This is a genomic window from Bradyrhizobium sp. P5_C11_2 (genome assembly GCF_054049755.1).
In genome coordinates, this window is sequence record NZ_JBFULT010000008.1 from 1 (window position 1) to 13,634 (window position 13,634).

Below are 13,634 nucleotides of genomic sequence, written 5' to 3' on the forward strand. Positions count from 1 at the left end.
CCAAAACGCTTCTTGGCCTCGGTCTCGGCCTTGCGCTTGGCTTCCTCTTCGTGGCGATGGCGCTCGTCCTCGGCCTTGCGGCGGGCTTCGGCGGCCTCGCGCTCGACGCGCTCGGCGCTTTCGCGGACGGCGCGGCGCTGGGCTTCCTCTTCGGCCTGGCGTCGCTCCTCGACCTCACGCACCTTGGCGTCGGCGAGCGCGCTGGCGCGGGCCGAACGTTCATCCTCGGTCAGGGTGCGCAGCACCACGCCGGAACCGGCGTTGCGCGGCGGGGCAGGCTTCGGCGCGGGACGCGGCGCTGCGGCGGCGGGCGCGGCCGGCGCCGGCTTCGCAACCTCGGCTGCCTGCGGCTCAGGGGTGCCGTCGATGCGGCGCTTACCGCGCTTCTCGACCACGACCTGCTTGCTGCGGCCGTGGCTGAAGCTCTGGCGCACGGTGCCCGTTTCGACGCGCGGCTTGAGCGATAGCGTCTTGCTCGGAACGCTCAGCTTCTTGTCGCCAGGGGTCTTGGTATCAACCATTCAGCAGTCCTAATCCTGATCTTTGTTAACGTTGTGCGTTGCCGCACCGTCCTATCGGGTGGTCGTTGTCTCTCAGAAATCCTGGCCGCGCTTGTCGGCAGTCTTGTCATCGTCCGCCAGCCGGTATCGGACCAGCATCTGGCTACGTGACAGGAATGACCTGCTCGCCGGGCCCGCGAGCAGCGCAGCATGTATCACATTTGACCGGGTAAGTGCCAAATCCAATTCTACCGATTTCAGCGCGGTTATGACGGGAATCGGCGGCTTGGCGCCGCGATTTCCGTCATTTTGACGCGCCAGCATGTCCAATTTGCGGATTCCGTCCGCAGCCCCGTCGCTGGCGTGGATCAGGACCTCGACCGTGCCTTCCCGCAGGGCGCTCTCGACCTTGCCGAAGCCGGCCACGATCTGGCCCGCCTTGGCGGCAATCCCAAGGGCTTCCGTCACGCTCCGAACCAGGAGCGCCTCGATGTCGTCGGGAAGCGTCTGAGGGATGCGCAGCTCGCGCTTGAAGGCCTTGCTAAATTGGTGACGACGGACGGCTTCCGCAACCGTCTGTCGCGAGGCCGATATCCACATGCCGCGCCCGGGCAGCTTGCGCTTGAGATCGGGAACTATGTGGGCTTCCGGCGAGACGACGAAGCGGATCAGCTCGTCGATCGGCCGGACCTCGCGGCTGACCGCACACATCCGCATGGTCGCGGACCTTTCGGTCCGCGGTCCATGGTCGAGATCGTGGTCGGTATCAGCGAGCATCCGGGCGACATCTCCTAAAACCCTTAAGCCGGCTGATCTTCGGTCGCCTCGGCCTCTTCGGCCGGCTTGGCCAAATCGGCTTCGGTGATCCAGCCGGCCTTGACGCGCGCCTGCATGATCATGGCTTCCGCGTCGTCGCGGGTGATGTCGATGCCTTCGAGCGCGCCAGCGTACTTGGTCTGCTCGCCGCCTTCCTTGCGCTCGGTCCAGCCGACCAGATCGTCGGTGGCGCAGCCGGCGAGGTCATCGACCGACTTGATGTCGTTCTCGCCGAACTTCACCAGCATCTTCGAGGTCACGCCGGGCACGTCCTTGACGGCGTCCTCGACGCCGAGTTCCTTGCGCCGGGCCTCGAGCTCGGCTTCCTGCTGCTCGAGATACTCGCGGGCACGGTTCTGGAGCTCCTGGGCGGTCTCCTCGTCGAAGCCCTCGATGCCGGCGAGCTCCTTGATGTCCACCATCGCGAGTTCCTCGACCGAGGTGAAGCCCTCGGACGCCAGCAACTGGCCGACGACCTCGTCGACATTGAGCGATTCCATGAAGACGCGGGTGGAATTCTCGAAGTCGGCCTGACGGCGCTCCGATTCCTCCTGCTCGGTCAGGATGTCGATGTCCCAGCCGGTGAGCTGCGAGGCGAGACGGACGTTCTGGCCGCGGCGGCCGATCGCCAGCGACAGCTGGTTGTTGGTGTCGGGCACCACGACCTCGATGCGCTCGCGGTCCTCGTCGATGACGACCTTGGACACTTCGGCCGGCGCCAGCGCGTTGACCACGAAGGTCGCGATGTCGGGCGACCACGGAATGATGTCGATCTTCTCGCCCTGCAATTCGTTCACCACCGCCTGCACGCGCGAGCCGCGCATACCGACGCAGGCGCCGACCGGATCGACCGAGGAATCCCGGGAAATCACGCCGATTTTGGCGCGCGAGCCGGGATCGCGGGCAACCGCCTTGATCTCGACGATGCCGTCATAGATTTCCGGCACTTCCTGCGCAAACAGTTTTGCCATGAACTGCGGATGGGTGCGGGAGAGGAAGATCTGCGGGCCGCGGGTTTCGCGGCGGACGTCGAAGATGTAGGCGCGGACGCGGTCGCCGTTGCGGAACACCTCGCGCGGCAGCATCTCGTCGCGGCGGATGATGGCCTCGCCACGGCCGAGATCGACGATCACGCTGCCATATTCGACGCGCTTGACGACGCCGTTGACGATGTCGCCGATGCGGTCCTTGAATTCCTGATATTGCCGGTCGCGTTCGGCCTCGCGCACCTTCTGCACGATGACCTGCTTGGCCGACTGCGCGGCGATGCGGCCGTATTCCAGCGGCGGCAGGGTGTCGGCGATGGTGTCGCCGACCTGGGCGCCGGGATTGGCGCGTTGCGCATCTACCAGCGAGATCTGGTTGGAATGGTTTTCGACGTTCTCGACCACCAGCATGTGGCGCGACAGCCGCAGCTCGCCCTTCTTCGGGTCGATCTCGGCATGAACGTCAGTCTCGCTGCCGTAACGCGCCCGCGCCGCCTTGGCGATGGCGTCCTCCATCGCCGCGATGACGATGCCGCGGTCGATCGATTTCTCGCGCGCAACGGCGTCGGCGATCTGGAGCAGTTCAAGTCGATTGGCGCTGACTGCCATGGCTAGTCTCCTTCGTCAGGCTCGATCTCGCCGCGCCGCGCACGTTCGGCAGCAAGGCGATGTTTCTTTGTATTGGTCGGGGCCGGCTTCTTCTTCGCCGGCTTGGTATTCTTGGTGATCTTCGCGCTGATCTCCGCGTGCGGTGCAGCCGGCGGCTCCAGCCCGAGATCGCGGCGCATCTCGCGCGCCTGGGCCTTGCCGCGGCGCATCGATTCCGCGATCAGCTCGTCGGTCAGCACCAGCCGTGCCTCGCCGATATCCTCCATCACCAGGAGAACCTCGGTCTCGTCGTCGGTCTTGACGTCGTCGCGCATCACGCGCACGCGGTCGCCCTCGACGCCGGCAAGCGTGCCGCGGAACCGCTTCCGCCCCTCATGGGCGGTCGCCATCTCGACCTTGACCAGATGGCCAGTATACCGCTCGAAATCGGAACGACGCACCAGCGGGCGGTCGATTCCCGGCGAGGAAATCTCCAGCCGGTAGGCGCGGTCGATCGGGTCGGCGACGTCGAGCACCGGCGACAGCGCCCGTGAGATCGCCTCGCAATCCTCGATCTGCATCGAGCCGTCCGGCCGCTCGGCCATGATCTGCACGGTGCAGCCGGCCTCTCCGGAAATACGGATCCGCACCAGCCGGTAGCCCATGCCCTGGAGCACGGGGCCCGCGACCGCCGACACCCGCGCCGCAGCGCCCGGCTCGACCACGAGCCGCGGCTCGGCCAGCAACTCGGCATCCATGGAACCAAGGTTCGGTTCGGTCATATCCAGGGTCAAGGCGCTCGATGGTTAAGGCTTGGTTACGATGTCAGAGCCTGCTTCGGAACTCTCCGTCCGACAGATCGTCGGACCGCGCATCTTCCGCCAAGCCGCGCTCAGGTAATAAAAAAGAGCGGGTCCTTTCGGGCCCACTCTCACTACGCGGATCGTATGAGAAGATGAATTGGCGCTGATATAGCGCTTTCCACCCTCCCGGACAAGGCCCATCGCAGGCGGCAATGGGCTTTTTGCGCCCCGGTTCGCGGCTGCTGGCGCAACGCTTCCTTCATCAAGGGGGCCTAGATTCCCCGGTTGTGGGGCGGCTTGAGCCTATGGCGCGCCCACGGCGTGCCAGATTCGAGTTTGCGTTCCATGACCGTTGCCACGTCGCTCATTCCTGGACTGGACGATATCGTCAAGCGCGGCGATCCCCGACGTCGCGGCGAGGTGGCGCGCGCCATCGCCGAATTGTTCTTCCACGACGCCGCAAGGCTCCGCCCCGACCTCGTCGATCTCTTCGACAATCTCCTGATCGATCTCGTCCCGCATGCGGAGCTGGCCTCGCGCGTCGACCTCGCCGAGCGCTTCTCGCGGCTCGACAACGCGCCGCGCCATCTGGTCGGTCAGCTTGCGCGTGAAAACGAAATCGCGGTGGCAGGCCCGGTGCTGCGCCGCTCGCCCGTGCTCGACGAGGCGGCGCTGGTCGAGATCGCGCGGCTGAAGGGCCAGGGCCATCTGCTGGCGATGACGGAGCGGCCGGCCTTGTCGGTGAAGCTCACCGACGTGCTGGTCGAGCGTGGCGATCGCGACGTGGTGCGCCGTGCCGTCGGCAATGCCGGCGCGGCGTTCTCGCCCGGCGGTTACTCGGAGCTGATCAAACGCGCTGCCCAGGACGGCGTGCTGACGCTCAAGATCGGCCAGCGCGAGGATCTCTCCGGCGAGCATCTGAAGGAGCTCCTGAACGGCACGCTCGATGTGATCCGCCGCCGCCTGTCCAGCGTGGTCAACCCGGTTCGGCAGGTCGAGATCAAGCGCGCGATGGCCTCGATCGAGGAGGCCACGCTGCCGCCCGGGCCGCGGCGCGATTATTCGGGAGCGCAGCGCACCGTGCTCGGCCTGCATCGCGACGGTCATCTCGGCGAAAGCGCGCTGCTCGGATTCGCCAAGGCCAACAAGTACGAAGAGACGATCGCCTCGCTCTCGGCGATGTCCGGCGTCAGGCTCTCGATCCTCGACCGCCTGATCGCGGGCGACCGCTACGATCCGATCCTGATCCTGGGGCGGATGTTGAATTTGGGCTGGCCCACGGTGCGTGCGCTCATCCTGTTGTGGTACGGGCCGCATCGCACGCCGGCTGACGCCGACATCGAGGCGGCGCGCATGAACTTCACGCGCCTGATGCCGGCAACCGCCGAGCGCGTCGTGAAATTCTGGCGCAACCGGCAGACGATCTGAAATTATCTCTCTTGTCATTCCGGGGCGCGCGAAGCGCGAACCCGGAATCTCGAGATTCCGGGTTCGATGCTGCGCATCGCCCCGGAACGACAATCAGCTTCTTCTGAACCGCAGATACGCCGCCTTGCGGCCCTCGCGCGCGGCTTTCCGGCCATAACGCGTCATGGTGTAGCCGTCCCAGGGCTGCCGGAAATCGTCGGCGCGCTCCGCGAGCCATTGGAAATCCGGCGCGCGTGCAAGATGCGACAGTGTCCAGGCGCAGTAATCGTCGATGTCGCAGACGAATCGGAATTCGCCGCCCGCCTTCAGCACGCGCGCCATCGCGGCGATCGTCCTGTCCTGAACGAAGCGCCGCTTCCAGTGCCGCCGCTTCGGCCAGGGATCGGGATGGATCAGGTCGATCCGCGACAGCGAGGCCTTCGGCAGCCAGGCCAGCAGCTCGGCGGCATCGCCCGCGAACAGGCGGATATTGCCGATGTTGCCAGCCTCGATCTGCGCCAGGATTTTCGCCATGCCGTTGACATAGGGCTCGCAGCCGATGAAGCCGGTTGCGGGAAAGCCCTGCGCCTCCGCCGCAAGATGCTCGCCGCCGCCGAAGCCGATCTCGAGCCGCACATCGTCGGCTGCGGGATCGAAGATCTCGCCCGCATTCGCCGGCGCTGCAGCTGCGATGTCGAGCGCGAGATGCGGCAGCAGATGATCGATCAGCTCGGCCTGGTGCTGCCTGAGCTTGTGGCCCTTGCGGCGTCCGAAGAAGGCGCGTTCGCTGTCGTCGCGACCTGGATCTGATTTGCGCTCGCTCATTGCAGCGTCTGATACAGGCGATAGAGCAGCCGCGCGCGCGGTTCGAGCGAGGAGACGTAGAGCTGCTCATAATGGGTGTGCGCGCCCTTGCCGTCGACGCCGAGCCCGTCGAGCGTGCCGGTATCGGCCGCCGTGAAATTGCCGTCCGAGCCGCCGCCGGTGTGGGTGTCGATCAGCTCGAAGCCGATCTCGGCTGCCAGCGTCTTCGCATGCTCGTACAGCGAAGCACCGGAATTGCTTTTCTCATAGGGCGGACGATTGAGCTCGCCCGTGACCTTGACCGTGACGCCGTCCGTCTTCGACGTCAGTCCGAGGATCTTGCCGACGAATTCGTCCGCATCGGTGAAGCTCGGCACGCGCAGATCGATTTCGGCATAGGCCTCTTCCGGCGTCACGTTGGGCCGCGTGCCGCCGCGCACCACGCCGACATTGACGGTGACGCCGCGCTTCAAATCGTTCATCCCCTCGAGCGCCTGGATGACGTTGGCGAGCTCGCGGACGGCGCTGCGGCCGTCTTCAGGCCGCGTCCCGGCATGGGCGGGCACGCCCTTGATGAACACCTGGAAGCGTCCGACGCCCTTGCGCCCGGTGACGATCTTGCCGCCGTCGCGCGCCGGCTCCGTGACCAGCACGTATTTGGCCTTGCGTCCTTCCTGCTCGATCAGCGCGCGCGAGGTGGGGCTGCCGATCTCTTCGTCGGACGTGAACAGATGCGTGATGCAGAGCGGTGAACGCTCGGCCGTGGCGCACAGCGCGCGGAAGGCGTGATGGGCGATGTAGGCGCCGCCCTTCATGTCGTAGATGCCGGGACCGAACGCGCTGTCGCCTTCGACCCTGAACGGCAGGCGCGCGATGAATCCCATGGGATGAACGGTATCGAGGTGGCTCAGCACCAGGATGCCCGGCCGGTCCTGGCCCCAGGTCGAGCGTGCCACGAGATGATCGCCGCAACCATCGACGCCATCGACGCGCTCGAGCGTGACCGGCAGATCGCGATATTGCTCCGCGACCATCGAGATCAGCTTGTTGACTTGGTCAGGCGCTTCCGTCGGCGTCTCGATCTCCACCCAGCGGCGGATGCCATCGAGAATAGTTTGGGAATCGAACCAATTGGAGCTCGCCATGGACGCATCTGTGCCTTTGAATCGCATCATCTGTGAGGGCGCGCATCAAGACGCGCCCGCAAATGACGACATAGGCCAGATTTGGCGCAGTCTCAAATCGGAATGAGGTTGCGCGTCAGCGTTTGTCGGGGCCTTCGCGGGCGGCGATCTGCTCGACCAGATCGACGATGGAGCGGCGCAGCTTCGAATCGGTGATTCGGGTGAACGCCTTGGTCAAGGCGAGCCCTTCGGAGGTCGCGAGAAAATCGGAGACGTAGGACGGCGAGGCGCCTTCGGCGAAGCCGTCCGGACCCGGCACGCCGCTCGGGCCGCCCTCGAACAGGAACGACACGGGCACGTGGAGGATTTCGGCGATCTGCTGGATTCGGCTCGCGCCGACCCGGTTGGTGCCCTTCTCGTATTTCTGGATCTGCTGGAAAGTCAGGCCCAAAGCTTCACCGAGCTTTTCCTGGCTCATGCCCAACATGATGCGGCGCATGCGCACGCGACTGCCGACATATTTGTCAACAGGGTTGGGCGCTTTCGACATTTCCTCAGCCCTCCAAACACCACCGTCGGCGCAATCAGTATTGCCTMAGGTGACAGCGACGTCAAAACTTCACTCTGATTGGGGAAACATTGCGGAGAAATTTAGYAATGCACCGCTGTCTTATTGCAGCGGGCTCAGAATGAGGAGCCCGCCTGCGGTCTGTCAACCGTGGGACTACGGTTGTCAAAGGTTTCCGGCCGCTTCGGCAAAGACGGCGCGATCAGGGGTGCCGTTTGGCAACACGTCGCCGGACCGCCAGCAGCACAGCCAGCGCAACGAGCATGGCCGCGGGCGCGTCGCCGACCCTCGCATAGATGGTCGGCGGGATTGCGGCGGGCAGACTTGCATCCAAAATGCCTTCGATTCCAAGACCGAGGCTGGCAACCGTTCGGCCCACCGGATCGATCACCGCCGATACGCCGGTGTTGGCGGAGCGCACCAGCGGCAGCCCGAGCTCGATCGCGCGCATCCGCGCCTGCTCCAGATGCTGATAGGGGCCGGTCGAAACGCCGAACCAGCCGTCATTGGTGAGGTTCACGATCCAGCCCGGGCGCTCGTTGCGCGCCCCGACCTCGCCGGGAAAGATCGCCTCGTAGCAAATCAGCGGTAGCGCCGGCGGCGCGCCCGGCACCGGCAACGCATGCCGCACGCTGCCCGGAATGAAGCCGCCGCGGACCCGCGTGAGTTGTTCGAAGCCGAGCTTCTCCATCGTGTCCTGGAAGGGAAGATATTCTCCGAACGGCACCAGATGCAGCTTGTCGTAGACTGCGAGCACGCTGCCGTCGTGGTCCATCACATAGATCGAATTATAGGCGCGTGTGATCGGCTTGCCCGGCGGCAGGTCGGGGGCGCGCACCGATCCCGTGATCAGCACCGTGCCCTTGGGCAGGAGCTCGGCGATTTGCGCCATCACGTCGGCTTCGCGGGTCAGAAAGAACGGAAACGCGGATTCCGGCCAGATCAGGATGGTGGCATCGCGCACGCCGGTCGATTGCGGCCCCGAGGCGCGGTCCGACAGCGCGAGATATTTCTTCATCACCTCCGCTTTCGCGGAGTAGTTGAATTTTGCGTCCTGCTGGAGGTTCGGCTGCATCAGGCGCAGCTTGGCGCCCGCGACCATCGTGGTCGGATGCAGCGACAGGCGAATCGCGCCGAAGATGCCCATGACAATCAGCAGTGCGACCGCTGCGGCCGGCACACGCCACGCCAGGCGGCGATCCCGCGTGCGGTCGATCAGCACCGCGGGGCTCGCGAAGATCGCAACGGTGAGGAACGTCATGCCCCACAAGCCGATCAGGGACGCCGTCTGCGCCAGCGGCRGCGGCTCCGACAGCGCATAGCCGAAGGCGTTCCACGGAAAGCCGGTGAGCGCGTGACCACGCAGCCATTCGGCGACGGTGAGGCTCGCGGCGAGCGCGAGAATGCGCGTGGCGTCCTTGCTCCAGAGCAGGCGGGCCAGCGCGAAGCCGATCGCCGTGAAGATCGAGAGATAGGCCGGCAGGCCCAGCACGGCGAAGGGCGTCAGCCAGGCAAACACGTCGGCGTCGACGAAGAAGGCGTAGCCGATCCAGTACAGGCCGGGCACGAAATAGCCGAGCCCGAACCAATAGCCGGTCAGGGCCGCGGCGGGAACGCCGCCATATCGTCCGGCGCCAGCGCCGTCGATCAGCCAGACCAGCACCGGGAAGGTGATGAACAGCACCGGGAAGAGGTTGAACGGCGCCAGCGCCAGCACCGACAGCGCACCGCACCCCATCGCAATGAGCGCGCGTTTCCATCCCCAGGTCAGGATGATGGCAAGCGCGATCTGTCGCAAACGCTGGAAGGGACTCACTGCGGGCCGGTCCCGTCGCTTGGCGGCGGGGTCGGCGTGTCACTGGAAGGCGGCTGGCCGCTCTCCGGCGTAGCCTCGCGGCGGCGGCTCTCACGCTGGGTGCGGGGGGCGGGGCGTTCTTTCCGCGTCGAGATGCGCAGCCGCTTGACGCGGCGCGGATCGGCATCGAGCACCTCGACCTCGTAATTGCCGGGACCGGAGATCACCTCGCCGCGCACCGGCAGGCGGCCGACGAAACTGACGAGATAGCCGCCCAGCGTCTCCACCTCCTCGCCGGCCTCGCCGGTGACGAAGTCCTCGCCGATCACCGAGCGGACGTCGTCGAGGCTGGCGCGGGCGTCTGCAATGAAGGCGTTGTCGGGCAGGCGCACGATCGAGGGCGGCTCGTCGCTGTCGTGCTCGTCGTCGATCTCGCCGACGATCTGCTCGACGATGTCCTCGAGCGAAACCAGCCCGTCGCTGCCGCCATATTCGTCGACCACCAGCGCGAGGTGGATGCGCGTGGCCTGCATCTGCGCGAGCAGGTCGATCGCCCGCATCGACGGCGGCACGTAGAGCAGCTTGCGGATGATGCGCGCATCCTGAAGCGGCAGCGCGAGATCGACGGCGCGCAGATCGAGGCCTGCCGGCAGCGGCTTCTTGCGTTTGGTCTTGGTGGTTTCCGATACGCGGGCGCGCGCGGTCATGAAGGCGAGCAGGTCGCGGATGTGGACGATGCCGACGGGATCGTCGAGCGTCTCGTTGTAGACGACGAGGCGCGAATGGCCGGCGCTCTCGAAACGGTCCATCAGCTCGCCGAGCGGGATGTCGCGCTTCACCGCGATGATGTCGGCGCGATGCACCATGACGTCGGCGATGCGGCGCTCATGCAGGCTGAGGATGTTGCGCAGCATGGTGCGCTCGACGGTCGAGAACCCGGTGTCGTCGGGTGTCGTGGCGTCGAGCACGACCTGGAGATCGTCGCGCACCGATCCGGCCTTCCAGCCGAACAGCGTGCGGATGGCGCGCAGCAGCCAGCCTTCGGCGGTCGGACGCAGCACCTCGCCGGGCGTCACCACGGCCGGCAGGTTGGGCGTGTGGCGCGGATTGTCGTGGGTCGGGTCGGAATCCGGCATCTCAATCCATCCGTCAGCGGTCGGCATAGGGGTCGGGGATGCCGAGATGAGCCAGGATCTGCGTTTCGAGCGCTTCCATCTCCTCCGCGTCGTCGTCGTTCTCGTGGTCGTAGCCGATCAGATGCAGGAAACCATGCACGGCGAGATGGCTCAAATGATGGTCGAACGGTTTCTGCTCCTCGTCCGCCTCGCGCCGCATCGTTTCATAGGCGATGGCGATGTCGCCGAGCATGCGCGGCGCATCGCCCGGCTTCCATTCGCCCTCCGGCTGGAGCGCCGGAAACGACAGCACGTTGGTCGGCTTGTCGAGGCCGCGCCAGTTGCCGTTGAGGGTGCGGATGCCGGCATCATCGGTCAGCATCACGGCCACTTCGGCTTCGGCGACGTCTTCGTCGACCGATTCGGCGGCGGCCGCGACCGCGCGCCGGATCACGGCTTCGGCGTCGGGCTCGCTCTGCCAGCAATCGGCGACGACGAGGACCTCGGTCATGGGAAGGTTGGGGTGTGACATTCTGTTTGTTCGGAACGAAAGGGCGCTATGCCCGCGCCCGCATGGTCCGCTTGTCTCGTCAGGATTTGCCGGCCGCCGGCCGCTGCGGCAGCCCTTCATAGGCTGAGACGATCCGCGCCACGAGCTCGTGCCGGATCACGTCCTCGGCGGTGAAATGAACTTGCGCAATGCCCTCGACGCCGTTCAGCAGCCGGGTCGCTTCCGCGAGGCCCGAGGTCTGGCCGTTCGGCAGGTCGATCTGCGAGGGGTCGCCGGTCACGATCATGCGGCTGTTCTCGCCGAGACGGGTCAGGAACATCTTCATCTGCATCGATGTGGTGTTCTGGGCYTCGTCCAGGATGATGGCGGCATTGGTGAGCGTGCGGCCGCGCATGAAGGCGAGCGGCGCGATCTCGATCTCGCCGGTCTGGAGCGCGCGCTCGACGATGCGCGCGTCCATCAGGTCATAGAGCGCGTCGTAGATCGGGCGCAGATAGGGATCGACCTTCTCGCGCAGGTCGCCGGGCAGGAAGCCGAGCCGCTCGCCGGCTTCCACCGCCGGGCGCGACAGGATGATCTTGTCGACCTCCTTGCGCTCGAACAATTGCGCGGCATGTGCGACCGCGAGCCAGGTCTTGCCGGTGCCGGCGGGGCCGACGCCGAACACCAGCTCGTGGCGCTTCAGCGCGCGGATGTAGGAATCCTGCGCGGCGGTGCGCGCCCGCACGGGGCGCTTGCGCAGATTGATGCTCTCGAAGGTCGTCTTGGCCGACTTGGCGTCGAACTCGAACAGCGAGCCCTGCGCGATCACGGCGCGAATCGCGCCTTCGACCTCGCCCTGGTCGAGATCCTGCCCCTTCACCGCCTGGGCGTAGAGCGTTTCCAGCACGCGGCGCGCGGCATCGCAGCCGTCGCGCGAGCCGCCGATGGTGATGTGGTTGCCCTTGGAATCCACCACCACGCCGAGCCGCCGCTCGATCTGCGCGAGGTTCTGGCCATAGGGGCCGACCAGCGCGGATGCGGCGCGGTTGTCGTCGAAATCGATGACGACCTGGGTCTCGGGCGGAACTTGCATGTCGCGGTCAAATTTGCGGCTGGGAGCGAACGAAGGCGAATCCGATGCGCTTTTTGGCAAGGGTTCAGGCTCCAGTGGCAATGGGTGATAAAGCGGGTTCGTGCGCAAGGCGCGGCGTTACGAGTTCGCCGAGGAAGCTGTAGCGCTCGAGGCTGTCGATCCGGACCGGCAGGATAGTTCCGATGATGTCGGGCGAGGCCATCACATGCGCAGGCTGCAGGAAGGCCGTCCGGCCGACGATCTGGCCGTCCTTGCGCGCCGCCCGTTCGAACAGCACGTCGACGGTTGTGCCAATCGCGGCCTTGTTGAAGGCCGATTGCTGGCTGTCGATCAGTTCCTGGAGCCGCTCCAATCGCTGGTCCATCTCGGCGGGGGACACCGTCTCCTGCATGTCCGCGGCCGGCGTTCCCGGCCGGGCGGAGTATTTGAACGAATAAGCCGCAGCGTAGCCGATTTGCGTGACAAGCGCGAGGGTGGCGAGAAAATCTTGCTCGCTCTCCCCCGGAAAGCCGACGATGAAATCTGATGAAAAAGCAATGTCTTGGCGCGCGGCCCGGAATCGGTCGACGACACGCCGATAATCATCGGCGGTATGTTTCCGGTTCATGGCCGCCAGAATCCGGTCCGAGCCCGACTGCACCGGCAGGTGCACGAACGGCATCAGCGCGTCGAGATCGCGGTGGGCGGCGATCAGACTGTCATCGACATCGCGGGGATGGCTGGTCGAATAGCGCAGCCGGGCGATGCCGGGGATGCGCGCCAGATGTTCGAGCAATTTGCCGAGCGGCCAGCTTTTTCCGTCGGGCCCGTCGCCGTGATAGGCGTTGACGTTTTGCCCGATCAGCGTGAGCTCGCGCACGCCGTTGTCGGCAAGCCGCTTCACGTCGTCGACGATCTTCGCCACCGGCCGCGACACCTCGGCGCCCCGCGTGTAGGGCACGACGCAGAAGGTGCAGAACTTGTCGCAGCCTTCCTGCACCGTGACGAAGGCGGAAATGCCGCGGGCGCGGATGGCGTCGGGCTTCGGCGGGGCGAGGAAACCGAACTTGTCGGCGGCGGGAAACTCGGTCTCGATGGCGCGGCCTTGGTGGCTCGCGCGCTTCAGCAGCTCCGGCAGATGATGATAGCTCTGCGGGCCGACCACGACGTCGACGACCGGGGCGCGGCGCACGATCTCTTCGCCCTCGGCCTGCGCCACGCAGCCCGCGACCGCGATCTGCATCGCGCGGCCGGTGCGCGCGGCCTCGTCCTTGGCGAGGCGCAGCCGGCCGAGCTCGGAATACACCTTTTCGGAGGCCTTCTCGCGGATGTGGCAGGTGTTGAGGATGACGAGGTCGGCGTCCTCGGCGCTGGCGGTCTCCACGAATCCTTCCGGGGCCAGCGTGTCCACCATGCGCTGGGCATCGTAGACGTTCATCTGGCAGCCAAATGATTTGATGTGCAGCTTGCGCGGCGGCTTCATGGAACCCGGAATTGAGGTGGAGGACGACCCCCAGATATAGGCTGGAGCGTCGGAAATCCAGCGATTGGAGCCCCTGAACC

General features: G+C 65.9%; 13 protein-coding genes. 1 reads left to right on the forward strand and 12 read right to left on the reverse strand.

Annotated elements, in window-relative coordinates:
- The 4 genes from ACXJL8_RS01730 to rimP form a co-directional block, all read right to left on the reverse strand.
- The coding region (locus ACXJL8_RS01730; protein ID WP_456684518.1) for a translation initiation factor IF-2 associated domain-containing protein at positions 1-521 on the reverse strand (521 nt) is incomplete at its 3' end.
- A gap of 72 nt (positions 522-593) precedes the next feature.
- Entirely contained in the window at positions 594-1,277 is a 684-nt protein-coding gene (locus tag ACXJL8_RS01735; RefSeq protein WP_456618509.1) for an RNA-binding protein, read from the reverse strand.
- A 23-nt stretch (positions 1,278-1,300) separates the two neighbouring features.
- Complete coding sequence (gene nusA / locus ACXJL8_RS01740; RefSeq protein ID WP_456618508.1) at positions 1,301-2,911, reverse strand: transcription termination factor NusA; 1,611 nt, start codon at positions 2,909-2,911, stop codon at positions 1,301-1,303.
- A gap of 2 nt (positions 2,912-2,913) precedes the next feature.
- Positions 2,914-3,672, reverse strand: a complete 759-nt coding sequence (rimP, locus tag ACXJL8_RS01745) for a ribosome maturation factor RimP (protein ID WP_456618507.1) — start codon at positions 3,670-3,672, stop codon at positions 2,914-2,916.
- Positions 3,673-4,038: 366 nt separating this feature from the next.
- On the opposite strand from rimP, the gene ACXJL8_RS01750 reads away from it, so the two are divergent.
- Complete coding sequence (locus ACXJL8_RS01750) at positions 4,039-5,121, forward strand: DUF2336 domain-containing protein (RefSeq protein WP_456618506.1); 1,083 nt, start codon at positions 4,039-4,041, stop codon at positions 5,119-5,121.
- A gap of 93 nt (positions 5,122-5,214) precedes the next feature.
- Here the strand turns inward: ACXJL8_RS01750 and ACXJL8_RS01755 are convergent, their stop codons facing one another.
- The 8 genes from ACXJL8_RS01755 to miaB form a co-directional block, all read right to left on the reverse strand.
- Complete coding sequence (locus tag ACXJL8_RS01755; protein ID WP_456618505.1) at positions 5,215-5,925, reverse strand: tRNA (guanine(46)-N(7))-methyltransferase TrmB; 711 nt, start codon at positions 5,923-5,925, stop codon at positions 5,215-5,217.
- A complete protein-coding gene (locus ACXJL8_RS01760) occupies positions 5,922-7,079 on the reverse strand; it encodes a M20 family metallopeptidase (RefSeq protein WP_456618504.1) in 1,158 nt (385 codons plus the stop codon). The genes ACXJL8_RS01755 and ACXJL8_RS01760 overlap by 4 nt, the downstream gene beginning before the upstream one ends.
- Positions 7,080-7,164: 85 nt before the next feature.
- Positions 7,165-7,578 (reverse strand): helix-turn-helix domain-containing protein, encoded by a 414-nt coding sequence (locus tag ACXJL8_RS01765; protein ID WP_456618503.1) that lies wholly within the window; start codon positions 7,576-7,578, stop codon positions 7,165-7,167.
- 220 nt (positions 7,579-7,798) lie between these two features.
- A complete protein-coding gene (gene lnt, locus ACXJL8_RS01770) occupies positions 7,799-9,412 on the reverse strand; it encodes an apolipoprotein N-acyltransferase (protein ID WP_456684519.1) in 1,614 nt (537 codons plus the stop codon).
- The gene (locus ACXJL8_RS01775) at positions 9,409-10,527 is read right to left on the reverse strand and encodes a hemolysin family protein (RefSeq protein WP_456618501.1); all 1,119 of its coding nucleotides are present in this window, start codon (positions 10,525-10,527) and stop codon (positions 9,409-9,411) included. Before ACXJL8_RS01775 ends, lnt begins: the two co-directional genes overlap by 4 nt.
- Positions 10,528-10,540: 13 nt before the next feature.
- Complete coding sequence (gene ybeY, locus ACXJL8_RS01780) at positions 10,541-11,038, reverse strand: rRNA maturation RNase YbeY (protein WP_456618500.1); 498 nt, start codon at positions 11,036-11,038, stop codon at positions 10,541-10,543.
- Between the two features lie 58 nt (positions 11,039-11,096).
- Positions 11,097-12,092, reverse strand: coding sequence for a PhoH family protein (locus ACXJL8_RS01785; protein ID WP_456618499.1), 996 nt, complete (start codon positions 12,090-12,092; stop codon positions 11,097-11,099).
- Between the two features lie 64 nt (positions 12,093-12,156).
- Positions 12,157-13,554 carry a tRNA (N6-isopentenyl adenosine(37)-C2)-methylthiotransferase MiaB gene (gene miaB, locus ACXJL8_RS01790; RefSeq protein ID WP_456618498.1) on the reverse strand — a complete coding sequence of 466 codons (1,398 nt, stop codon included), beginning with the start codon at positions 13,552-13,554 and terminating at the stop codon, positions 12,157-12,159.
- Positions 13,555-13,634 lie beyond the last annotated feature (80 nt).